Below are 24,324 nucleotides of genomic sequence, written 5' to 3'. Positions count from 1 at the left end.
GCGGATCGGTGCTTACCGGTTTTCGAGCAGGAGATCTTGTCTTTTAACGGGAGGCTCGCAACGATCCGAGCGATGGGAAAACATTCGACTTGAAGCGACGGCATCTGAACAGCGCTCGGAATCTTTAGGAATTATCAACATGTGTCGCTCAACACGATCATTCATAGGGGATTTCGAGGTCTGGCCTGTAATGTTGATTTTATGATTTATTATATATAATATGTACAATATGACACAATATATTGTATGTCAATACATTTTGTTCCACTACATATTGAGAAAATGTTAAAAACGATAAGCCGTTAAATCTGCAGCAAAAAGACACGAGAGACCCGGTGGCCCGCTCCCAATCGTTCGGCCGGGAAAAGCAGACCCGGAGTGAATGAAGCCGCATGAATGGCTTGAAAAAGAGACTGCGGCCTGTCAATAATGAACCTGGATTGATCCTTCGACAGCACCAATCTCGGACAACTGCCTGTGGAACACTGTTTTCCCAATTCCTGGGACCTATAGAAAAAGGAGCCTTTCGGATGAAAAAACTCACCAGAGAGACGGAAATCGTTCACGGGATTCATGCGGAACCTGTCACGTCCCTTGATCTTGTTCCCCCGATTCATATGACTTCCACCTTCAAATTTCAGGATGTGGATCAGGGTGCCGACCTTTTTTCAGGAAAGCGTGACGGATACATATATACCCGTCTCGGCAATCCTACCGTAGATCTTCTGGAAAGAAAAATCGCTGTCCTTGAAGGTGGGGAGTCTTCGGCAGCCACGGCTTCGGGCATGGCTGCCGTTGCCGCCGTGGCGATGACCCTGGCAGCTCCCGGCGATAATTTTGTCTCCTGCAGCACCGTGTACGGCGGAACCTTCGCGCTGTTCAATACCGACCTGGCGCGGTTCGATATCCGTGCCCGTTTCATTTCACCCCGGCTAAGCGGTATCCGAGAAGAGATCGAGCAGCGAATAGATGCCAAAACCCGATTTCTCTATGTTGAAACTCCCGCAAACCCGACCCTCGACATCATTGACATCTCCTTATGGGCAGACGTGGCCGGGTTTCATGGGATCCCACTCGTCGTCGACAATACGTTCGCCTCGCCTTACCTGCAGCATCCTCTCGCTCTGGGAGCGGACCTGGTGATTCATTCCGCCACGAAATATCTGGGCGGCCACGGGGATCTCATCGGAGGGGTCATTGTGGGAAGCGATCGAATGATTCGGCATATCAAGACATCGTACATGAAGCATTTCGGACCGGTCATGAGTCCATTCAACGCATGGCTGATCCTGAGAGGGATCAAGACATTGGCCCTCCGGATGGCGCGTCATAGCGACAGCGCTTTCACCATCGCAGAACGTCTCTCTTCTCATCCCCGGGTGGCGGCGGTTTTCTACCCGGGTCTGCCCACCCATCCGGGGCATATGGTTGCCCGGCGGCAGATGAAAAAGTATGGGGGCATGATTGCGTTCGAGGTGCGCGGTGGGATTCCTGCCGGAAAGACGGTGATGAACACCGTAACCTTATGTACTCTTGCGGTGAGCCTGGGGGATTGTGAAACCCTCATCCAACATCCCGCCTCCATGACCCACGCCGTTTATTCCCCGGCAGAGAGACGACTGGCGGGCATCTCGGACGGACTCATCCGTCTATCCGTCGGCCTCGAACACCCCGATGACATCATGGGCGATCTCAAGCAGGCCCTGGACGGTATTTCCTGACGTCTATCCTTTCTATGTCATATCGGTTCGCGTTCGTTCGCGAGTCTTTTCCGGGCTGCTTCGGCGTATTCCGTATGGGGGAAGAGGGCGATCACTTTCTGGTATGTTTCGACGGCCGCCCGGCGATTTCGGGCCGCCTGGTAAGCCTCGGCAAGATTGAGATAGAGCGGCGGAAACCGCGGCGCGATCTCCAGACCCTTTTCAAAGTTTTCGATGGCCTTGGGAAACTGGTTCATAACCATGTATGTCTGGCCCATACCGCGATAGGCCAGAACGAATTGAGGGTTTCGCTCCAAAGCCTCCTGATAATATTTGAGGGCCGTGGTAAAATTCCGCTTGTTGTAATAGGCTTGGCCCAGGTTGTAGAGAGGGAGATGGGGGGATGCATAGAGAAGGTCATCCGTCAGCACCGTCAGCGTCTTGATGGCCGCATCCCAGTCCTTAAGGGCGAGATAGGCCGTACCGAGGTTGTTTCGTGCCGGTGCGTAATCAGGATTGAGGGCGATGGCTTTCTTGAAGTAGTTGACGGCCGTTTCGGGCCGTTCCTTGGCGAGATAGACAAGGCCCAGATCGTTCTTGACAAAAGGGTCCGCCGGCAAAGCCTTTTCAGCTTTGAGAAGTTCTCTCAGGGCGGCGGAGTAGTTTCCTTCCTGCATGTAGGCCTCTCCCAGATCCCTGGAAGCCTCTGCCCGGCGATTCGTCAACACCTTGTTCCCTGGCGCACAAGAAACCATGACGGCGATCATCAGAATGATGATCATCCCGATCCGTTTTCTGCTGGTCATGTCCTCGTTCTCATCATAGGGCGTCAGCGGTATCCCCGGCGTGATCCGGGTGCGGACGGGGCGAAAGCCTCATGGGTTGTCGGAAACGTTTCGTATGGCATCGATGATTCTCGCGGTAACGACGGTATTTTCCACATCGTGGACTCTAACGATGTGTGCGCCCCTCAGGATAGCGGCCGCCACGGTGGCCTGGGTGCCGGTTTCCACCCGAGGGTGGGCCGGATCGATATCCGGCTGATCGTTCTTTCTGAGGAGGCTGCGGATAAAAGATTTTCGGGAAGAGCCTACCAGGATCGGTACATCCAGGCGTTCAAAAGCGTTCAGACGGTTGATCAGGCAGAGGTTGTGGGACAGTGTCTTTCCGAATCCGATCCCCGGATCGGCGATGATGCGGTTTTGGGGAACACCGGCGGCTCGTGCCTTTGCAATGGCGTTTTCGAGAAACTCCCCGATTTCGCCGATCAGGTCGTCGTAATGCGGATGTGCCTGCATGGTTTTGGGCGTTCCCTTCATGTGCATCAGAATCAGGGGTGCGCCATACTGTGCCGCAACCTCGGCAATTTCCGGATCCAGGCGAAGACCGGAAATATCGTTGATGACGGCGGCTCCGGCTGCAATGGCCTGGCGGGCCACCGACGCCTTGGTGGTGTCGATGGAGATGGGGATATCGATGCGTTCGGAAAGCTTCTCGATGACCGGTACAACCCGTTTGATCTCTTCTTCAGGGGAAACAGGATCGGAAAAAGGCCGGGTGGACTCCCCGCCGATGTCGATGATATCGGCCCCTGAACGGGCCATCTGCTCCGCATGGGCCAAGGCGGTTTCAGTGTCGAAAAAACGCCCGCCGTCAGAGAAGGAATTTGGGGTAATGTTGAGAATTCCCATAATGCAGGTCCGCTCTCCCAATTCCATCTGACGGTTTTTCAGGGTTAACGTATAGTGTTTCATGAGATTCTTTCTATGGACGACTAATGCTTGCCGCGTCGCTCGGGATCATCGTTGCCGGAGTCGGACACATCGTCCGGAGTGTCCGACTTTTGTTTCAGGGTGTCGGATTCATCGGCAGAGGCGTCATCGGCATCGTCTTTGTTTTCCGGTGAAGGATGAAACGACGGGAGGCGGATGCCGGGGCGCATCGTCAGGATCAGGTCGTTCAGTTCAGATCCCATAACGGTTTCCTTTTCCAACAAAAGTTCCGCAAGCTTATGCAGAATGTCCATGTTTTCCTCGAGGACCTTACGTGCTTGTTGGTAGGCGCCGTTGATGAGGGCGGATACTTCACTGTCAATGAGCCGAGCCGTCTCTTCGGAGTAGTCTCGATGCTGGGCGATCTCCCGACCGAGGAAAACCTGCTCTTCTCCCTTGGCGTACGAGAGGGGGCCCAGTTTTTCGCTCATCCCCCAGGCCCGAATCATGTTCTGGGCTATTTCGGTGGCTTGTTTGATGTCATTGGAGGCTCCCGTGCTGATCCGCTTGAAGATAATTTCCTCCGCGGCCCGGCCGCCGAAGGCCACGGCCAATTCGCTTTCCAGCTGATCCTTGTATTTGAAGTCTTGTTCCTCCGGTAGAAACCACGTCACGCCCGCGGCCCGACCGCGGGGAATAATCGTAATTTTGTTCACGACGCTGGTATGGGGCATAAAGCGGGCTACGAGGGCGTGTCCGCCTTCATGGTAGGCCGTCACCTTTCGGTCTTCGTCCTTGATAACCTTGGATTTTCGCGCGAGCCCCATGTAGACCTTGTCCTTGGCTTCCTCGAAATCGACCATGGCGACCTTTTCCGCATCCCGTTTGGCAGCGTAAAGGGCTGCCTCGTTGACCAGGTTTTCCAGATCGGCCCCTGAAAATCCGGGCGTGCCCTTGGCGAGGGTCACGGGATCTACATCGTTTGCGATGAGGGTTTTTTTCATGTGTACTTTGAGTATCTTTTCCCGACCTCTGACATCCGGAAGGGAGACCACCACCTGACGGTCGAAACGCCCCGGTCGCATCAAAGCCGGATCCAGAACGTCGGGGCGGTTGGTGGCAGACACCAGAATGACGCCTTCATTGGACTCGAAACCGTCCATTTCCACCAGAAGCTGGTTAAGGGTCTGCTCCCGTTCATCATGGCCGCCGCCAAGACCGGCGCCGCGGTGTCGCCCTACGGCGTCAATCTCGTCGATGAAGATGATGCAGGGTGCATTTTTTTTGCCCTGGAGAAACAGGTCCCGAACGCGGGAGGCCCCTACACCCACGAACATCTCGACGAAGTCCGATCCACTGATACTGAAAAACGGTACGCCGGCCTCACCGGCAATGGCCCGTCCAAGAAGTGTTTTGCCTGTTCCCGGAGGTCCCATAAGCAGAACGCCTTTGGGGATCCGTCCACCCAGTCGAGTGAATTTTTTCGGATCCTTAAGGAATTCGACAATCTCTCCCAACTCCTCCTTGGCCTCGTCAATGCCGGCAACATCGTCGAAGGTTACCTTGGCCGACTGGTCCGTCATCAGGCGGGCACGGCTTTTCCCGAAGGACATCGCCTTTCCGCCTCCTGACTGCATCTGGCGCATGAAGAATATCCATACCCCGATCAGGATCATCATGGGAAACCAGGAAACGAGGACTGTCATGTACCAGGGAGATTCAGCCGGAGGCCTGGCCTTGATAACGACATCCTTGTTTTCCAGCCTGCGGATCAGGTCGTTGTCCTCGGGTGCGTAGACCTTGAAACGTTTTCGGTTTCTATCCGTGACGACGATTTCCTGTCCCTGTATGGTCACTTCCGAAACCTCGCCCGCATTAACCATTCCCAAAAATTCGGTGTAGCTGACGTTGGTTTCGGCCAGATTCTGTTGATTGAACAAGTTATAGAGCATGATCATCATCAGGGTGATGACCAGCCACAAAGCCAAATTTTTGTAAAACGGGTTCAAGGAAAAATCCCTCCTCAACGTAATTATGGGTACAATTGAACTATTCTAACCATCATTGCAAATTAGGCAAGCAAAAGTTGTACCTTAAGCAGGTTTTTGCTGGATGCGACGACTTTGGCCTTTTCGGCGATCCTGTGCCCCACGACCCAGATAATCTTTTCATCGCTCAACAACAGGGGACATTGCCGACGTAACGCGACGGGGATCTTGTTGTTGATGAAAAATGCTTTCAACTTCTGTGTTCCTGAAAATCCCAGCGGGGTGAACCGGTCACCGGGTCTGAAATTCCTGACGGTCAAAGGAAAATGGATCGCTGCCATGTCGAAAAATGCGGTATCTGGAGATGTCTTTCGCCAGCCGTCCACGTCTTCGACGGACGCCATTGAAAACTGCAACCGCCCACCGATCTCCGCGATCCGGAGTTCTGTCGGTTTCCAATGGGTTGGAACGTCGGCTACCTGATAGTCGTAATCCGGGGGCGATGATGACAGGGACATTCGCCGGAGCGGGACCGATTCACGGCAGATGCAAAGCGCTGCATCCGTCCGGGTTACCCTGATCCGATCCGGCAGGTGGATGGTCTTTGTCCGCACGGAAGAGACCGCCAGCATCTCCACCGACACCCGGTCGATATGCGCCAGCTCGATTCGCCGAAGATCACCTTTGATCCTCGAAATAGCCATGCGGATTATCCGCCGCCGGGGTGCCAATCCGATCCTGTCGAGCTCCGGCACGGAAAGGACGACGGAATCGACACTTCCCTTCAACCGACAACGCTCGAACATTTCCCGGACAAGGGGATCCAGCCATTCCTCTTCGGCCCTGAGGATGTCAGCCAGGCGATTCAGGGTGTGGGAAATCCTTGGATTGTAGTCCTTTTGAAGCATTGGGATCAACCGATGTCGGATGCGATTTCTCGTAAAGCGCACATCGGCGTTGGACCCATCGATGCGGTATCCAATCCCGTTTTTCGATAGAAAAGCGATGATTTGTCGTCGGCTGACATTTGACATCGGTCTTACATAACGACCGTCCCGGACGGGCGGTATCCCTGCGATGCCTGCGGGTCCGCTGCCTCGGAGAAGGTACATCATGACGAGTTCTGCATTGTCGTCGGCATGATGACCGAGTGCGATCTTGTTGTATCCATGGCTTACGGCAGTGTCCTCGAAGAATTCATACCGCGCACTGCGAGCCGCCTCTTCAGGTGAAAGTTTTCGGGTCCGCCGATAAGCCGCTACCTCCCGACGCGCGGAGTGGCAGGGTAGATGAAGTGCATCGGCGATCTCAGCCACGAATCGGGCGTCTCCGTCGGAAGCCCCGCCGCGGAGTCCGTGATTGAGGTGCGCCACGCCGATGGAGAATGACAATCGTTCAGCTATCCGGACCAGGACATGAAGAAGGGCGACGGAATCCGGACCACCTGAAACACCCACCAGAACAACATCTCCCGGCGTGAGCATATCATGCCGGACAATGGTTTTAACGACAGTTTGAATCAGGTTATGATCACAGGTGAAGGGCGATTTTTTCATGAACCGCAGTGGAAAAATTTTTATCCCATACCCCCACATAGCCGGAGCGAACCGCGACCTCGGAAATGTTGACATCCATTCTGGAGATGCGGGTTACGACAGGTTTTCCGTTGATGTTTCCTTCTATAGTTGTTGTCAACCCCTGCTTTTCGATGGATATCACCTCGATGTTCATCTCTTTCATGGCGGACAGGGAAGCCTGGACGGTTTGCTCATAGGCTGCCTGATATGAACGTTTCAGCTCTCCGTTGACGTAAGTGTAGGCCCCCGCGCCAACAACCGCGCCGGTAACAAAAAAGGCACAGCCGATGATGGTTTGACAGCTGATGAGCATCGAAATGACCATTTTCAAGGACTGCATGGCGTTGTGCTGTTTCACGGTTTTTACCTTTCTCTCATCCACCGCCGTTGCTTCTTCGATGCGGAGATCCGAAAGGTCTGTCCCTGTCGAATCGCTTCAGAACCTGGGGCGCACGATTCTCCCACCGTTCGGCATGTCAGGGGAACGCCGGTTTTGAGGTGCCCGGGCAGCCTTGGACGTTTTCTGATCAGGGCTGAAGAATGTCTGGGCATGGGGAGTGTATCCCTGTTTTTCGGTTTGGTACTATCTGTCTGTAAAAAATATACTTTTACGATGCGGTGAGAGCGGTGTCAACAGAAAAACCCCCATTCGGCGCTTTATAAAGGGTTGGATCCGGACGGCGGAGAGAAGAAAACATCTTTTCACTTGATTAACAAAATCATTTCGAGTATAAAAAGGTGGTTGTGCTAGGCGGGGAGCTAGCGGTGCCCTCTACCCGAAATCCGCTTTATGCGGGGCTGAATTCCCCCTCGAGGATCTTGTCCCCGATACGTGCCGCTTTGACCGGCCGCCGCGCAACAGACACTCACGAACCTTGTCAGGTCCGGAAGGAAGCAGCAATAAGTGATGGCGTCTGTGTCGCGGATCGATCCCGGTCAATCTGTGGCGTGTTGAAAGGAAAAGATTCGACCAGGGGGTGCACAACCGCTTTCAGCTCGCCGCTCCATTGAATCCCACCATCCCCTGAAACATTTTTTTCAAACATCCCAACTGTCGACTTTCATAGGCCGTATCCTACCGGCACCGCTATCCGGTCACCATCATGAAAGTCGACAGTTGAGTAAACATCATTTTGCGGAATCGCTTTCCTTGAAATCACACAGGAGCGAGGGTTGAACATCCCCGGTCTTGTGGTGGCTTTCGCAAGACGCGACCAAGTGCCGTTTAATCGATCGGTACGGATGTGAATTCAGGCGCATTCCCGGCATACCCGATGAATGGTCTGGGCATGCCACTTTCCTTTCCTGGAGAATGTCGGGATATTTTCCGATTCCAGATGGTCGGCGATCTTGCCGTAGGTAGCACCTTCTTCGCGCATCGTCAGAATGATGTCGAGAACGGCTTCTCTTGTTACGTTGTTGGTCGGCTTTTGTGCATTGTCGTGGGCTGCTGCGGCCGACGCGGCATCGATGCCGGGGGGCTCGTTTCGTGAAACCGCAAGGGGAGAACCGCCCAGGAGGAGTTCCTGAAGCGAATTTGAGAGCCTTTCCATGGCGTTGGCTTTGCGTTCTTCCGCTGCGACCAGCCGTTCGCCTGCATTCGCCAGGCGCGATACGGCCTCTTTGATTTCGGGTAGGGCCTCTTCCAGCAAGAGGGACATCCTGTTGTCCTCAAAAGGTCTGTGGGGTTTTCTGAGATTGCCGTTATTTCTGTCGTTCTTGTACTGGGGATTGCCGCTGTAGGCCGAGTTCCCGTAGTTGCCGTTCCCGTATTGCCGGCGATTCGGCCTTTCATTACGGTCATTGCGATCGTAGCGTTTGTCCTTGCTGTTGGAGCGGAGGCTTTTCAAAAAATCATTCATTTTTCCTTCCTTTCCCTGGTATGTTGTCTCTTCTCTTCTCTTCTCTTCTCTTCTCTTACCCTACCGATTTGGCGGGAATGTCCGGAATGCGGGGCGGCTATGCCATCCAAGGTATTTTTTCCGGAATCGCCTGTGATTCGGTTTCATTTGAGCGTTCAGGGTGGCCGGGAAAACGTGGCCGACGAAGCAGCGATTCGGCATGCCTTTCGGGCCCGATCTTCTGCCACGAGGTGTTTCTTCATGAAAGATGGTCGATTGCCCTATAGTGCGGGAGGTTATAAATTTCTCCTTTCAGGGAGCTGGAATACCAACCCTGGCGAGACGGAATTCTGGAATATAATTTAAAGTCATGGCCTTGTCAAAAAAATATTTAATTTTTACAAGAAAATCAAAAAGATGATCTCGCATCATTCTGTGTTTGTTTTTGTCTGTGGGTTTATTTTTCCGAGAAAGGCTTTCAAAAAAAGCCGTATATGGGCCTTAAGCGACTATCATCACCGCTGTTGAAAACGATCTCCTGCCGAATGCTTGACGGCATCACCCAACGCTCTTTGATTTCAATCCCTTGAGTGCACGACGGACGGCGGCAATGTGGAATTCTCCGGCATAATGGACGGGGCTGTGTCCATAGATCGGATCCCAAGCGGCCGGATCCGCGATACAGAAAAACTGAGCCTCCAGGCCGATGCGTGTCACGGCCGCCGATACATCGAGTCCGATAATCCGCCGGGCTGCCTGCCATGTCGCGCCACAAGGGGCGCCGCGGACAACCTTTATGTCTGCGATTTTTTCGCGGCAAATTTCGATGCTGTACTCGGGTAGACCAAAGTGTTCACCATAACGTCCCAGGCCGACCTGCCGGGTAAGACCGCATCAGGTGGGGGCGGTATAGACGCCCTTCAAGCCCCCTTTCTTGCCGGGAACCACTACCGGAATCCCCTGTGCTATGCATTTTTCCACAAGATCACAGGACAGATCCGGATGGTTGAGATAATTCAGGACCAGATCCGCGTAAAGGGTCTTCGGAAAGTAACGGTCCGTCTCGTCCAATATCGGGGGAAGGTCGTCGTCAATGGAGATCGTCTGAATTTTGAACTGCCCACCTCCATATAGTCTGATACCTCGAATTTTACCGGCACCGGAGGCATGCTGCTGAAATACGACAATTCGCTGCTGTTCATCACAGGCCATAGCCAGTATCCTTTCCCTTGCCGTCGGGGTTTCCCGTAGTCCTGAAATGGGCAAAAATTCAAGGCTGTTTTAGAGCGGACGGATCACGCATTTCGGGCGCCGGTTTACCGATGGCAGCACCGTTTTCCGTCGGATTGTATAGACGTTTTTAAAATTCAATCTCAACTTTCGACTTTCATGATGTTGACCGGATAGATACGGCTTATGAAAGTCGAAAGTTGAGTTCAATGTAGACCTCACCTCTGCCGATCGGTATCATAATGACGCGGAGATTGCAATTCCTCGCGGGCACCGGCCCTCCTCCGGCGGATGCGGTGTTTCAGACCCGGTCCGGACGGCGACCTCAGATTTTTCTTGCTAATTTTCAAGATATGGTTTTTTAGATGCCTATGATTGATGGATGGTTTCTGCTGATGTATGCGGTTCTCGCAATTCCTGCGGCCGGGCATGCTCTTCTTTTCAAGAAGGACTCTCGCTCCGCTCTGGGGTGGTTTGTTATCTGTCTGACATTTCCTTTGGCCGGCCCTGTCTGTTATTTTTTTTTCGGGGTCAACCGCATCCGCTCTCGGGCGAGAAAGCTGGAGGTGGATTCGCCGTTCAAGATCGAGCATGAAATGCGGGACCAGCGGCAAATTATGGCATTTCAGATCCCCCCTCCTCTGGATGAGATTGTCCGGATGTCGGATGCCGTCAATCGGAGGCCCCTTATCGCCGGAAATATGATTACGCCTCTTGTGAACGGCGAGGAAACATATCCGAGTATGATTTCGGCGATTGAACAAGCTGAAAAATACATTTACCTGAGCACCTATATTTTTGAGACCCGTTCGACGGGACGGATCTTTGTCGACGCCTTGACTCATGCTCGGGAACGCGGGGTCGACGTCCGGGTAATCATCGACGGGGTGGGGGAGTGGTACAGTATTCCACGGGCGGGCAGGCTTCTCGCCAAGCGGGGGATTCGGTTCGCCCGCTTCCTGCCGCCCAGGCTTTATCCTCCGACATTTCGAATCAATCTTCGTAATCATCGGAAGATTCTGGTCGTCGATGGAAAGGTTGCCTTTGTCGGCGGCATGAACATTCGCGACGGGCACCTGGTCAACAAGACGGAAAATCGACACCCGGTTATCGATCTCCATTTCCGGCTTACCGGTCCCATCGCCGGCCAGATCGAGCATGCCTTTCTTGAGGATTGGCGCTTTGCTACCGGTGAGCAACTTACTCCCGGCCCCGTTCATTCATTCAATACGGGCAATACGATCTGTCGCGTTGTTGTGGACGGTCCGAATATCCATATCGACCGGCTGGAAATGCTGCTGCTTTGCGCCGTCTCCTTCGCCCGCAAGTCCATCTCCATCATGACCCCGTATTTCCTGCCGTCGTCAGAGCTTATCGGCGCCCTGCAAGCCGCCGCTCTCAAAGGGGTGGCGGTTCGGATTCTGCTGCCTGAAAAAAACAACCTTCCCTTCGTTCACTGGGCTTCCATGAGGCTGATTCCCGATCTGCTGGAGCGGGGGGTTGGTATCTTTTTTCAACCCCCCCCATTTGTCCACACCAAGCTGATCATCATCGACCATCATTATGCTCAGATCGGTTCCGCCAATCTCGATACCCGGAGTCTTCGCCTCAATTTCGAGCTCATGGTTGAAATCTACGGTCGCAGCGTAGCTCAGGACTTGCTGCCGCATTTCGAACATCAACTCGAGAAGGCTCGGGAGATCACACTCGAGGAGATGGTGGCCAGGCCTCTTGCTCTCAAGCTTCGCGATTCGTTTTCCTGGCTGTTCACGCCTTACCTGTGATAGGCCTCGAATCTGACCGTGAGCATCAGATCCCCTCGTCGTCCGTCGGGCATCCGCTTGCCCATGCCGTCGAGCCTGAGAATATTTCCTTCCCGGGTGTTGGGAGGAACCGTAACGCGAATCATTTGGTTGTGAAACCCCCACGGAATGTTGACGACCTTTTGGGTACCCCGAAGCGCTTCGTGAGGGGTGATCAGAATGGTGCCGTAAAGGTTCTGGTCTTCCACGGGACCGGTGGGCCGAATGACCTGGAGGCGATGGGTGGTTTTCCGTTCAGCCAGTTGCCGGGTGAAATGGGTGACGCCGGTAGACGGAACTCTCCCCAATAGCCGCAGGAACAGGATGCCGAAGAGAAACCCCCCGATGTGTGCCCACCAGGCGATGTCCGTGGCGTTGCCGAAACTGCCCGCCGCATTGAGGAACTGAATCAGAAACCAGATGCCCATGAAGATGAAAGCCGGCAGTTCAAAGAAAAAAGGAATAATGATGATAGGAACCAGGGTCAGGACACGGGATCGGGGATAGAGAATCAGGTAGGCTCCCATGACGCCGGCAATGGCGCCGCTGGCACCGACGACCGGGACGTTCGAATGGATGTTGAGGAGCATGTGAGAAAGGCCCGACGATATGCCGCAGAGGAGATAGAAGGCCAAATACCGGTAAGGGCCCAGATGATCTTCCACGTTGTCGCCGAAGATATAGAGAAACCACATGTTTCCCAGGATGTGAAGAAAGCCGCCGTGAAGAAACATGAAAGAGAAGAATGAGAAGATCTGCTGCCCGAAGCTGAAGTATGAGGCGATCTCAGGAACGGAATAACGGGCGGGGACCAAACCATAATAATAAATGAAGCGGGCCATGTCGCCGCCCTGAAAAAGCTCGGTCAGAAATACGAACACGTTGACCCCGATGATGGCATAATTGACCATCGGAACGGTTCTTGACGGGTTGATATCTCGAATGGGAATCATCGATCACTCCTCTTCGCTGTTTTTTCGTTCGCTTCCCGGTTACAACCTGTTTTTTCTTGCGATCGCATGGAGTTTTGTCCGGATCGTTCTGAGCAGAGACTCCCGTTCGAATTCCATGGGCCCGCGTCTGGCCGCGGAAATCCCTTGACGAACGGTGTTCATTCGACCGTTTATTTCGTCATTCCATTCCGCCGGAAAGAGCTCCTCGACCGGGCGGAAAACGCTTTCCACGCGACGAGGCACATCCATTGCGATCGCCTCCAGTCGGTGGACGATGACGGCAGGTTTGCAGGTCAGCATCCCAGGCAGAATATCCGCGAGAATGCTGTAAGGGTTTATTCGCGCCAGAGCGATCGCGGCCAGGACCCGGGCATGAAATCCCCTGTGCTCCCCCGGCACGGTGACGACGCCGAGTTCGCGTTGGATCAGAACGTTCCAGGGGGCGAGGAGTTCCCGGCTTTTCGATTCGTATTGTTTGGCAAGGGATTGAATTGCCGCCATCGTTTCCGCCGTGCAGCCGGCTACGGCCGATTCCAGCGTGGTCAGGACCGGGAGGGAAATGCCTTCCGCGGCGGTCGTGATCTTTTGTTCGATCACTTCCGACATCCGGGTCTTCAGGGCTGTGAGGTCGACGTTCAGACGGGACAGTTGCTTCGCCGCTTCAATACGGATTTCTGTTTCCAGGATGCCGATCTCGGTCTCGATGCGTCTGCATTCCGTCGCGGACTTCCGCCGCGCGCTCATTTCCGCATCACAACGGGTTCGGGCCAGGAACGCCTGGTGACGGATCACCGGTTCGGCACGAACGGCAAAAGTGAGCCGTCGGTCGTGGGCCGCCACCGACCACGACGAGCTCTCGTCGCTGTCTTGTCGGGACCACCCGGCGCCGGGGAGCAATGATCTGATCCGACGCCCCGTCAGTGCCGGACTATCGAGAAACGCTCGTTCGGCCGATGAAAGCCCTCTATCCAAGGGCAGAAAGAAAATGTCGTCGCAACCGGGAAGAATGCGATAGCGGGTGGCGACGGTTGCACGGTTCACGGGACCAATGCCGGGGGTGTCTACCAGGATCAGGCCCGTCGGCGCGGATGTATCCAGGAAAATTCTGACCCGAGCGGTGGTCTCGGCGAGGCGTTCTCGTGCTTCAAGGGTTGATCCCGACACATGACGCATTACATCCGCCGGTGTCGGATCGGCGATGATAACGGCAGGGCCTTCGCATACCCGCAAACCGGTCATCCCCCCTGATTTCATTCCGTTTCCCGTCATGGGGAAATTTGAACGTTCGACATAGGGGATGATCTCCATACGCCTGTCAGGACTGTTGTGGATCTCTACGGGGACGGCGGTGCCGCCCGTCATGGGGAGAATGTCTTCCGAAAGCACTTTTCGGTTGATGAAAGTCGACTTTCCGGAAGCCGCTTCGCCGACGACAGCGATACGGCTGATGCCGCCCAGCAAAAGTTCCTTTTCGACCTTCGCCCGGGCTTCGATGTCGAAGAACCTGGCGGCTCGAACGAGCGTGATCAGGACATTTAAACGGTGCGCTATTGCGTCTCGACCTTGCCGTTCGGGGAGCATTACCGATCTCTGGGGATGACGCGGACCCAAGCTCCTCTCAAATCGATTTTGGCGGTGCATCTGTTTGTATCGCCCCCGCTCTGATCAAGTCTTCGGTCTATTGTTTCATCAGTTCGCCGTCGCCGATATGCCATTTGGTCTCCTGAAGCCTTTGCAAAGGACAGGGCGGGGTTGCCGTCCGGATCGGACGGCGCTTTTCCGCTGCGGAAGCATCTGGGGAATGTTTTCGATCCTGGATTTTAATTGAGATCCAGCGCCTTGATCTTCTCCATATTGACTTCGAGTTTCTGTCGTTTTTCCATCAGACCGCGATGCTTCTCCCGAACCTTTTCCACTACGTCCTCGGGGGCTTTGGCCAGGAAATCCTCGTTGTTGAGTTTTTTCGAGATTCCGGTCAACTCTTTGTCGATCTTGGCCATCTCCTTTTCCAGGCGCATGGTTTCCATATCGATATCAAGGATCCCCTCCAGGGAAACGAAGACGGCGGCATTTTCCAGAACGGCCGTCGCCGCCGATTTCGGTCGTTCCCCCGGCGTCGAGACCATGAGGGATTTGAGGCGGGCCAAGTCCTTGATAATCCCGCTTTGCGCCTCAATGGTCGTACGCACCGCGTCATCCGGCGAGTGGATGATGACCTCCAAGGCGGCGGACGGCTGAATATTCATCTCTCCCCGAATATTGCGGACACCGGTGATGATGTCCATGACCGTATTCATTTTGATCTCGGCTTCGGGTGCTGAAACAATAACCGCGGTGTCGGGATTATCCAGGGGGAAGGCGGCCCGCATGATGGATCCCTTGGTGCCCGGCAACTTGTTCCAGATCTCTTCAGTGACGAAGGGGATGAACGGATGGAGCAGGATGAGCGTTTCCCTGAGAACCCGCCACAGGACGCTTCGTGCCGCATCTCTTGCCGCATCGCCCATATTGCCGTAAAGGGCCGGTTTGACGGCCTCGAGGTACCAGTCGCAGAATTCGTGCCAGACGAACTGATAGAGGGTGTTGGCGGCTTCGTTGAAATGGTAGCCGGAAAGTGCTTCCTCGACCGTCCGGATGACCCGGTTCAACCGCGACAAGATCCACTGATCCGCCAGGGAGATACGGTCTGTGGGGATGTCGGGGTATGCCTTGTCCAGGTGCATCAGGGAAAATCGGGTGGCATTCCAGAGTTTGTTGATAAAATTTCGGTAACCTTCAACCCGTTTTTCGGACATCTTCACATCTCTTCCCTGAGCGGCGAAAGCGGCTAAGGTAAAGCGGAAGGCATCAGTCCCGTATTTTTCGACGACGTTCAAAGGGTCGATGACATTACCCTTGGACTTGCTCATTTTCTGGCCGTTTTCATCCCGGACAAGGGCATGAACGTAGACATCGCGGAACGGGACGTCGTTCATGAAATGGATTCCCATCATCATCATGCGGGCGACCCAGAAAAACAGGATATCGAATCCGGTAATAAGCACCGACGTGGGGTAGAAGGTTTCCAGGAGGGGTGTTTTTTCCGGCCATCCCATGGTCGAGAAGGGCCACAGCGCCGAGCTGAACCACGTGTCAAGGACGTCCGTCTCCTGAACAAGATCGGCGCTCCCGCATTCGGTGCATGCCGAAGGTGCCGTCATGGCCACCATCAGATTTCCGCAGGCCTCGCAGGTCCAGGCCGGAATCTGATGGCCCCACCAGATCTGGCGGGAGATGCACCAATCCCGGATGTTCTCAAGCCATTCAAAATAGGTTTTTTCCCATATGTCTGGAATGATGCGCGTCTTTCCCGTTTTGACGGCGGCCATGGCTTTGTCCGCCAGAGGCTTGGCTTTGACGAACCATTGCTTGGAGAGATTGGGCTCGATGGCCGTGTGACACCGGTAGCAATGTCCCACACTGTGGACAAGCGGTGTGATTTTTTCGAGCAGGCCCTGGGCACGCAAATCCTCGATCACGGCTTTCCGGCACGCGAACCGATCCATGCCCTCATATTTCCCTGCGTCGCTCGTCATGCGGCCGTCGTCGCCAATGACCTTGACGGCAGGCAGGTTGTGGCGCCGACCGATCTCGAAGTCATTGGGATCATGAGCCGGCGTAACCTTGAGCGCGCCGGTTCCGAATGCCGTATCCACATAACTGTCTCGAATGATCGGAATGGAGCGGTTCAGCAGAGGAAGGATCACGGCTTCCTCTGGAAGGTTCAAATACCGCTCGTCCTCGGGATTGACGGCAACGGCCGTATCACCCAGCATGGTTTCAGGTCGGGTCGTTGCCACGGTGACGGCGCCCGACCCGTCGGGAAATGGATATCGGATGTAGTAGAGATGGGCGTTCACTTCCTCGTGTTCCACCTCCAGGTCGGCCAGGGCAGTACGGCATCTGGGGCACCAGTTGATGATATAATTGCCCTGGTAGATCAGGCCTTCGTCGTAAAGCTGGACGAACACCTTCCGGACCGCTTTGGACAGACCGTCATCCATGGTAAACCGCTCTCGCTCCCAATCGCAGGATGCACCCAGCCGCTTGAGTTGACGGATGATGGCCCCGCCGTATTCCTTGCGCCATTCCCATACCCGTTCTATGAACTTCTCCCGACCCAACTGATGGCGGTCCAAACCGCCCGCGGCAAGATGTCGTTCCACCACGTTCTGAGTGGCGATGCCGGCGTGGTCGGTACCGGGCATCCAGAGCACGTTGTCGCCGCGGAGCCGCCGGTAACGGCAGAGAATGTCTTGAAGCGCATTGTTCAGGGCATGTCCCATGTGAAGAACGCCGGTGACGTTGGGCGGGGGGATGACGATAGCATAACTCCTTTTATCGCTCCGCTCTTCGGCGGCGAACAGTCTTTCTTTTTCCCAAAAATCATACCAGCGTTTTTCCACGTCATGGGGCTCATACCCCTTGTCAAGCAGATCGATGCTCATGAACTTCCACTCCTCAATCGATTGAAATCCGGCTGTTGTTACCCGTCCGCCCATATGGTGTTAGCCATACAATAAAACAGCGGACCGCAGTGACCGAAAAAGGATAACGGGTCCTCTTTGAGGGTCCGGTTTCTTCCTGGTCTGCGGTCCTGGCGTTGTTTGATCGGGTCATTATGGGTCTGGGCGTTTTATTCCGGGGCGGCTTTACCGCGTTTCGTCATCCCGGAATCCGACGGGCCGGCCCAGTTCTTCCATAAAAACCTTTCGAATTTGTTGCATTTCATGCGCAACGGCTTTTTCTATAACCTTCTCTAAAATCGCCTCAATCTTTTCGACAAAGACCCGCTCCATAATGTGTTGAATCACGGCTTCCAACTGAGCTGTCGAAACATCCAGGTAGGCAACGTCTTCCTCAGTTGTTTTGCCGACGTCGTCATTCCGGGAAAACGGGGTCATCTTCACGACCGGAGAACGGAGGGGGGGAGAATTGTCCGAAGTCCGGTAATCGACCTCTCGAAGAGCCTGGAACGGTGCTGCGGCGTCGCGAAGGCCCGAGGTTTTTATGGGCTCAGGTCCGGAATGCATTTCCGGCTCGGGAAGGGGTCGTCCGTGGCTCTCCTCTTCCCCGTCGTGGAAGGTGTTTGAAAAGACAGGTGAATCTTCGTCGCCGTCTTGAAACCTCAATCCAGCCGTCTCTTTTTGCCGCGGACGGTCCGTCCTCACCTGAACGGTTCTGGAAATGGACTGGCGGCCTTGGCCGTAACGTTCGTCCGGTTCTGAATCAATAAAGGTACCCCTCTCCCGAAACATCATCTCTTTTTCTTCTCCGGCGGGTCGGGGTTCAGGTGGGGCGACGGAATGCTTCGATTTCCCGGTGTGCCTGCCCCTGACCATCGTTCCCGCTTTCAAATCGATGGCATCGAGGTCTCCGCCGGGGGCCATGATCCTCTTTGCTTCGAAGCTGTTGTGATCGAACGGCGGTGTTGTTTCCGTTCCAGACGATGCATCCCGGCCTTCAACAAGCGGCGCAACGCTGTCCAGGTTTCCTCCCGGAACGATCAGTGTCGACCGCTTTCTCTCGGCGGACCCCCCGTGGTCATCGTCTTCTGGTTTCATGCTGTTTTCTCTGCCTGTAGGTTTACGCGTAGGCGCCTTTTTCTGTATTCTATAATTCTGAAATTTCAGAAAATTAACACATGGCCAATATCGTGTCAAGCATCCGGAGACGGATTTGGGAACCCACCGGGTCCGGGGGATTCCGAAGGTCTATAATTTAACGGTGATGTAATACCCTCGATCACCGCGCTGCAAGAGGATGACCACCGATCCTTTGTTCCGGTATTTGATAACGGCCCGCTCGAAGTCCTGGGTGTTTTCGACCTTCATCTCATCTATCTGACGAATAATGTCGCCTGTCTGGACCCCGATTTCGGCGAGATAGGAATCCGACCGTACCGTGGTGATGACCGCTCCGTTGTTTCGGTCCTGTGGAGAAAGAGCATTCTTGACCTTGACTCCCAGAAGGCGGTACCCCAGTTCAGACGCCTTGTCGAGGGGAAATATGTCGGCCTTGACTGTTTTTTTCAACATGCCGCCGTTTCGCCACAGAACGATTTGAATCTTTTCCCCTGCGGTAATTCCTCTCATTGCTGCGTTGAATTCCCCTGCCGATTGGATCTTGATATTACGCAGTGAAAGGATGATGTCGCCCTCCCGAACACCTTCGGCGTGGGCTGGACTGTCGGGCTCCACCTGCTTGACCAGGACTCCGCCTTGAACGGACAGATTGAAATATCGGGCCATCTGCTCCGTGATTCCCTGAACGGTGACCCCGATCCATGTTTGAGGAACTTCTCCGTAAGCAATGAGGTCCGCAACGACCCTTGAGGCCTTGTTGATGGGGATGGCAAACCCGATACCCTGGGCTTTGGCATAAATGGCGGTGTTGATGCCGATCAGCACGCCGTTGATATTCAGTAAGGGACCGCCGCTGTTACCGGGATTGATGGATGCATCCGTCTGAATAAAATCGTGGTAGACCGCGTTGTCGGCCCGGATGTTCCGGTTCAGCGCGCTGACGACCCCAGTGGTCACGGTGTGGGAGAAGCCGAATGGATTGCCGATGGCGATGACGTCTTCGCCGATCATCAGATCGCTTGAATCCCCCATATCGACAGCCGGCAACGGCGCTTTGGAGTCGATTCTGAGGACCGCCAGATCTGAATCCGGGTCCGCGCCCACGATGGTTGCTTCGAATTCCCGTTCATCTTTCAGCGTGACGGTGATCCTGCCTGCCTGAAAGATGACGTGGGCGTTGGTGAGAATGAAGCCTCGTCGACCGTCGATGATGACGCCGGAGCCGAGACTGTTGCGTTGATACTGACGTCTCGGGTTGGACTCAAAGAAATCCTTGAAAAACCAATCGAATAGAGGATCCATCCCATTGAATGGGGGGCGTCGGTCCCTGGCAGGGCGCTCCGAACTGATGTTGACCACTGCCGGGCTGACTTTTCGAACGGCTTTGACAACGGCGTTTTCCCGCTTGAATTCGGCGGCGGGAGCTTGCAGGGCGGATATGGCCGTGATGACGAGCGCGATCCCCGTCAGGAGCATAATCGCGGCTTTGTGGTGGATTATTTTCATTGAAGGTTTGTATTTTTTTCTGAAGATGGTTAATATGATTTTTTTGTTTTGCATCGAACGAAAGTTATTTAACATGAACACTGGTGACATTCAAGATATCTTGCCGTTGGTCTCCCAGCCCAGTCGATACCTGGGATCCGAGATCAACATCGTTAAAAAAGACCTCAACAGGGTCGCCCTCAAGGTGGCACTGGCCTACCCCGATCTTTACGAGGTCGGAACATCTCATTTCGGCCTGCAGATTCTATATGACATCCTCAACCGACGCGATGATATCGCCGCCGAGCGGGTTTTTACCCCCGCGGTGGACATGGCGGCGCGGCTCCGAGAGACCGGCCGGCCCCTCTCGACGCTGGAATCCGGTGTCCCTTTGGGGCGTTTCGATATCGTCGGGATCAGCCTCCTTTATGAACTCAACTACACCAATGTTTTGACCCTGCTCGACCTTTCGGACATCCCGCTTTATGCCCGGGAACGGAATGCCGATCATCCTTTGATTATCGCCGGCGGTCCCTGTACCGTAAATCCTGAACCCGTGGCCGATTTTTTTGATGCCATGGTCGTGGGAGACGGCGAGACCGTGCTTCTCGAGATGGCGGATCTATGGTTGGCGTGGCGATCCGGTGGTGACGGTCGACGCGAGACGCTTTTGAAGTCATGGTCCCGGCTCACGGGCGTTTACATTCCCGGCTTTTTCGAGGCGAGATACGATGACCGCGGGATCCAGATCCTTATTCCCCGGTTTCGTGAATACGCGACGGTTCGCCGGGCCGTCCTTCCCGACCTCGATCAGGCCCCGTTTCCCAGGGCGCCGATAATTCCCTACGGCAGGCCGATCCATGACCGCCTCCGCCTCGAGGTGGCACGGGGATGCACCCGGGGGTGTCGTTTCTGCCAGGCGGGAATGATTTATCGTCCGGTCCGGGAGCGTTCCCCCGAAACCTTGATGACCTTGCTGGACGATGCCATCGCCGCCACGGGGTATGAAGATGTATCGCTTCTTTCTCTCAGCACGGGGGACTACGGTTGCATCGCTCCGCTTCTTGCCCGCTTGATGAAACAGTATTCCGGAGAACACGTGGCCGTTTCTCTCCCCTCTCTGCGGGCCGGGACGCTGACACAGGAGTTGATGGAACAGATCAAAAAGGTCAGAAAAACCGGATTTACCATCGCCCCGGAGGCCGGCAGTCAACGCTTACGGAACGTTATCAATAAGAACGTCAGCCGTGAGGATATTCTGCGCACGGTGGCCGATGCTTTCGGAGCGGGGTGGCAGGTCATCAAGCTCTATTTCATGGTCGGCCTTCCCACCGAAACCAACGCGGACCTGGACGCCATCGTCGACCTGGTGAAGGATCTTCGACGGCAGGGGGGGGGCAGGGGACGAAAAGGAAAGATCAACGTCAGTGTGGGAACCTTCATTCCAAAATCCCATACCCCCTTTCAGTGGTGTGGTCAGGTCCCCATCGGCGCCTCTCGGGAAAAAATCGAATCTTTAAAGGCACGACTCAATCTGCCGGGCGTCCAGGTCAAGTGGCAGGACCCCGAAGTCAGTTACCTGGAAGGGGTGTTCGCCCGTGGAGACCGACGGCTTTCAACGCTTTTGGTCGCTGCCCATCGGGGTGGCTGCCGTTTTGACGGATGGGGGGACCAGTTCCGGTTCGATATCTGGCGTCAGGCTTTCGAATCGACAGGCGTCGACCCCGAGTTCTATACCACCCGGACCAGAGATCCTGAGGCACCCCTGCCGTGGGATCATATCGATGTGGGCGTCAGTCGCGAATTTTTTCGCTCGGAATGGGCCGCGGCCCTCGCCGCCGAAACCATCGGAGACTGCCGCAGCGGGGTGTGCAACCACTGCGGTGTCTGCGACTTCGACACCCTTGAACCTCGGATATATGGTCCGGAGTCCATGAGCCCGGACGTTGTCGACATTGCGCCGACCTCCCGGGGGGTTCCGGATTACAAAACCCTCCAGATCCATTATACCAAGCTCGGGTCGGGTCGATACTTCGGCCATCTGGAGATGGTGAACATTTTTACACGTGCTATTCGAAGAGCGGGTATTCCCGTTAAGTATTCCCAGGGGTACCATCCGATGCCCCGCATCTCCTTTCAAGATCCTCTGCCCATCGGCATGGAAAGCGAAGAAGAGGTTTTCTACCTCACCGTCAACGGTGAGGTCCGACCGACGGAGATCCCGGCGCGCCTGAACGCGTGCCTGCCCGAAGGGCTCGATGTTACGAACTGTCAACTGGCGCCTTCCAAGTCGGCACGCAGGACGCCTTCGGCTGCACACTACCGGATTCATCATGAGCAGTCGGTTTTTATGCCGCCTCGCCTGGACGCTTTCGCCGTTGCATCCAGTCACATTCTGATGCGGACCAACCCGAAAGGGCGGCAGACCCAAATCGAACTGAAGGACGTGGTGCTGGATATTCATCAGCGTTCTCTCCGCGAACTGGAGATGACCTTGAATCTCATTCCGGGCAGTATCGTCAGGCCTGTTGAGATCCTGCAGGCCATCTTCGATCTTCCCGAGGAAATCGTAAAACAGGTGACGGTCAGGAAAATGGCGATCGTCCCGGGAATGACCTCATGGACAAAAAATTAATCGTCAATGTGAGCGATCATGAAACGCGGGTGGCTCTTCTCGAGGACGGCACCATCGCCGAGATTTTTGTCGAACGGAAGGATGAATCGGATATCGCGGGAAACATCTATAAAGGAAAGGTTCAGCGGGTTTTGCCGGGCATGCAGGCGGCATTTGTGGATATCGGCTTGAGCCAGGCGGCCTTTATCTATGTGGACGACGTCATCGATGAAAACAGTTCGGAATTCGAAAAAATTTTCACCGATGACATCGAGGACGGCGGGGATGTCGACCTCGTGAGCGATCTTCATACGGTGGGCCAAAAACCGAATCATATCGAAGATGTCCTGACGGAAGGCCAGGAGATCATGGTTCAGGTGGCAAAATCGTCCATCGGCACCAAAGGGGCCCGGGTGACCTCCCACATCTCCTTGCCCGGCCGTTTCCTGGTTTTGATGCCGACCTCGAGCCATGTGGGGATTTCCCGGCGAATCGAGGATGAGGTCGAGCGGAATCGTTTGAAGCGCCTGATGTTGTCTCTTCGGGAAGGAGATGACGGTTATATCGTCCGCACCGCCGCCGAAGGGGTTTTGGAGGAGAAGTTCGCCTATGAAATGAATTTCCTCAAGAACCTCTGGAGCAATATTCAGGCCAAATACAAAGCGGCTTCGGCACCGTGTCTGCTTCATCAGGAATTGACGGTCAGCCTGCGAGCCGTCCGGGACCTTCTGACCCATGAGGCGGGGGAGGTGGTGGTGGACTCCAGGGCCACTTACGACGCCATCGTTTCCTTCCTGGAAACATTTATGCCTCGCCTTAAAGGCCATGTGGAGTTTTATGACGGTCAGGAGCCTATTTTCGATGCCTTCAACCTGGAAGGGGACATCACCCGAGCCCTCAAAAAGAAAGTCTGGCTCAAATCGGGAGGCTACATCGTTATCGAGCACACAGAGGCGCTGGTGGCCATCGATGTCAACACAGGTCGATACGTCGGCAAGCACAATCTGGAGGAAACCATCCTCAAGACCAATCTCGAAGCCGTCAAGGAGATTGCCTACCAGGTCAGGTTGCGGGACATCGGCGGCATCATTATCATCGATTTTATCGACATGGCCAAAAAATCGAATCAGGAAAAAGTGTTCAATGCACTGAAAGATGCGCTTAAAAAAGATCGGAGCAAGACGCATATCCTTCCCATGTCGGACATGGGCCTGATCCAGATGACCCGGAAGCGTGTCCGGAAACCCTTGAATCGCCTCTTGTGCGAACCCTGTTTTTACTGCGAGGGCGAAGGATATCTGATGTCGGGGCGATCGATATGCTACAATATTTATCGGGAAGTGATGCGGGATGTCCGGGACATGACGGGCGGCCTCCTGACGATCCGCGTGAATCCGGATATCGCCGAATTGCTCCACGGAGAGGAGAATCACATTATTATTGCCCTGGAACGGGCGACCGGCAGGCAGATTGTCGTTTATCCCAATCAGGACTATCATTTGGAGGAATTCGATATTTTCGAAACGGTGCAGGCATGACGCAAGGATGACGAGCATCCTTCCGACCTATGATATGGGAATTCAACTTTAGACTTCCATGATGGTGACCGACACCGTCCTATGTAGAGTCGAAGGTTGAGTTGGGAATTTAATCTTGACGCTTTTGAATGATTGTGTTTAAATATTTAGGTTAAACTGATTGGATCGGGCAAATTCAGGCGCAAAAGTTTTTTCTGAATTCATTAGCCCGGTGTTGTACTTTTGAAGCAAATACATTCAACGATCAAAAGGATTCGGCT

The 24,324-nt window shown here is 54.6% G+C and carries 16 protein-coding genes and 1 other RNA gene; 5 read left to right on the top strand and 12 right to left on the bottom strand.

The genetic code is table 11. The features are described from left to right. Nucleotides 1–530: 530 nt before the first annotated feature. Nucleotides 531–1,721 carry a trans-sulfuration enzyme family protein gene (locus AB7S84_RS04460; RefSeq protein ID WP_428153119.1) on the top strand — a complete coding sequence of 397 codons (1,191 nt, stop codon included), beginning with the start codon at nucleotides 531–533 and terminating at the stop codon, nucleotides 1,719–1,721. 17 nt (nucleotides 1,722–1,738) lie between these two features. Here AB7S84_RS04460 and AB7S84_RS04455 read toward each other — a convergent pair whose 3' ends face one another. From AB7S84_RS04455 to AB7S84_RS04435, 5 genes are all read right to left on the bottom strand, one after another. Further along, nucleotides 1,739–2,506: a tetratricopeptide repeat protein gene (locus AB7S84_RS04455; protein WP_020878343.1), complete on the bottom strand. Its 768-nt coding sequence runs from the start codon at nucleotides 2,504–2,506 to the stop codon at nucleotides 1,739–1,741. A gap of 69 nt (nucleotides 2,507–2,575) precedes the next feature. After that, nucleotides 2,576–3,454, bottom strand: a complete 879-nt coding sequence (gene folP / locus AB7S84_RS04450) for a dihydropteroate synthase (protein ID WP_020878344.1) — start codon at nucleotides 3,452–3,454, stop codon at nucleotides 2,576–2,578. A gap of 20 nt (nucleotides 3,455–3,474) precedes the next feature. After that, the gene (gene ftsH / locus AB7S84_RS04445; protein ID WP_020878345.1) at nucleotides 3,475–5,421 is read right to left on the bottom strand and encodes an ATP-dependent zinc metalloprotease FtsH; all 1,947 of its coding nucleotides are present in this window, start codon (nucleotides 5,419–5,421) and stop codon (nucleotides 3,475–3,477) included. A gap of 62 nt (nucleotides 5,422–5,483) precedes the next feature. Beyond that, nucleotides 5,484–6,956, bottom strand: a complete 1,473-nt coding sequence (gene tilS, locus AB7S84_RS04440) for a tRNA lysidine(34) synthetase TilS (protein ID WP_428153114.1) — start codon at nucleotides 6,954–6,956, stop codon at nucleotides 5,484–5,486. After that, nucleotides 6,931–7,359 (bottom strand): DUF3568 family protein, encoded by a 429-nt coding sequence (locus tag AB7S84_RS04435; protein ID WP_020878347.1) that lies wholly within the window; start codon nucleotides 7,357–7,359, stop codon nucleotides 6,931–6,933. The genes tilS and AB7S84_RS04435 overlap by 26 nt, the downstream gene beginning before the upstream one ends. Nucleotides 7,360–7,719: 360 nt before the next feature. Between AB7S84_RS04435 and ffs the strand changes: the two genes are divergently transcribed. Next, nucleotides 7,720–7,962, top strand: an RNA gene (gene ffs, locus AB7S84_RS04430) — signal recognition particle sRNA large type. A gap of 265 nt (nucleotides 7,963–8,227) precedes the next feature. Here the strand turns inward: ffs and AB7S84_RS04425 are convergent. Both AB7S84_RS04425 and dfsP read right to left on the bottom strand, forming a co-directional pair. Next, complete coding sequence (locus AB7S84_RS04425; RefSeq protein WP_428153112.1) at nucleotides 8,228–8,839, bottom strand: hypothetical protein; 612 nt, start codon at nucleotides 8,837–8,839, stop codon at nucleotides 8,228–8,230. A 537-nt stretch (nucleotides 8,840–9,376) separates the two neighbouring features. Then, on the bottom strand, nucleotides 9,377–10,030 hold the full coding sequence (gene dfsP / locus AB7S84_RS04420) for a DUF166 family (seleno)protein DfsP (RefSeq protein WP_267461781.1): 654 nt from the start codon (nucleotides 10,028–10,030) through the stop codon (nucleotides 9,377–9,379). A 383-nt stretch (nucleotides 10,031–10,413) separates the two neighbouring features. Here dfsP and cls point away from each other — a divergent pair, with 383 nt between their 5' ends. After that, on the top strand, nucleotides 10,414–11,832 hold the full coding sequence (cls, locus tag AB7S84_RS04415) for a cardiolipin synthase (protein ID WP_428153109.1): 1,419 nt from the start codon (nucleotides 10,414–10,416) through the stop codon (nucleotides 11,830–11,832). Here the strand turns inward: cls and AB7S84_RS04410 are convergent. The 5 genes from AB7S84_RS04410 to AB7S84_RS04390 form a co-directional block, all read right to left on the bottom strand. Further along, nucleotides 11,823–12,803: a rhomboid family intramembrane serine protease gene (locus tag AB7S84_RS04410; RefSeq protein ID WP_020878351.1), complete on the bottom strand. Its 981-nt coding sequence runs from the start codon at nucleotides 12,801–12,803 to the stop codon at nucleotides 11,823–11,825. The genes cls and AB7S84_RS04410 overlap by 10 nt on opposite strands. 39 nt (nucleotides 12,804–12,842) lie before the next feature. Next, a complete protein-coding gene (locus AB7S84_RS04405) occupies nucleotides 12,843–14,384 on the bottom strand; it encodes a dynamin family protein (RefSeq protein ID WP_428153106.1) in 1,542 nt (513 codons plus the stop codon). Nucleotides 14,385–14,623: 239 nt separating this feature from the next. Beyond that, nucleotides 14,624–17,290 carry a valine--tRNA ligase gene (locus AB7S84_RS04400; protein WP_428153104.1) on the bottom strand — a complete coding sequence of 889 codons (2,667 nt, stop codon included), beginning with the start codon at nucleotides 17,288–17,290 and terminating at the stop codon, nucleotides 14,624–14,626. A gap of 204 nt (nucleotides 17,291–17,494) precedes the next feature. Then, nucleotides 17,495–18,406 (bottom strand): hypothetical protein, encoded by a 912-nt coding sequence (locus AB7S84_RS04395; protein WP_020878354.1) that lies wholly within the window; start codon nucleotides 18,404–18,406, stop codon nucleotides 17,495–17,497. A 150-nt stretch (nucleotides 18,407–18,556) separates the two neighbouring features. Continuing rightward, complete coding sequence (locus tag AB7S84_RS04390; RefSeq protein WP_020878355.1) at nucleotides 18,557–19,933, bottom strand: Do family serine endopeptidase; 1,377 nt, start codon at nucleotides 19,931–19,933, stop codon at nucleotides 18,557–18,559. Between the two features lie 73 nt (nucleotides 19,934–20,006). On the opposite strand from AB7S84_RS04390, the gene AB7S84_RS04385 reads away from it, so the two are divergent. Both AB7S84_RS04385 and AB7S84_RS04380 read left to right on the top strand, forming a co-directional pair. Next, entirely contained in the window at nucleotides 20,007–22,547 is a 2,541-nt protein-coding gene (locus AB7S84_RS04385) for a TIGR03960 family B12-binding radical SAM protein (protein WP_428153101.1), read from the top strand. Continuing rightward, a complete protein-coding gene (locus tag AB7S84_RS04380; protein ID WP_428153099.1) occupies nucleotides 22,532–24,064 on the top strand; it encodes an Rne/Rng family ribonuclease in 1,533 nt (510 codons plus the stop codon). Before AB7S84_RS04385 ends, AB7S84_RS04380 begins: the two co-directional genes overlap by 16 nt. Nucleotides 24,065–24,324 lie beyond the last annotated feature (260 nt).

It is taken from the genome of Desulfococcus sp. (assembly GCF_050178255.1).
GTDB lineage: Bacteria > Desulfobacterota > Desulfobacteria > Desulfobacterales > Desulfococcaceae > Desulfococcus > Desulfococcus multivorans.
The sequence above is the reverse complement of the archived record's forward strand: the minus strand, read 5'-3'. Positions and strand labels throughout refer to the sequence as shown.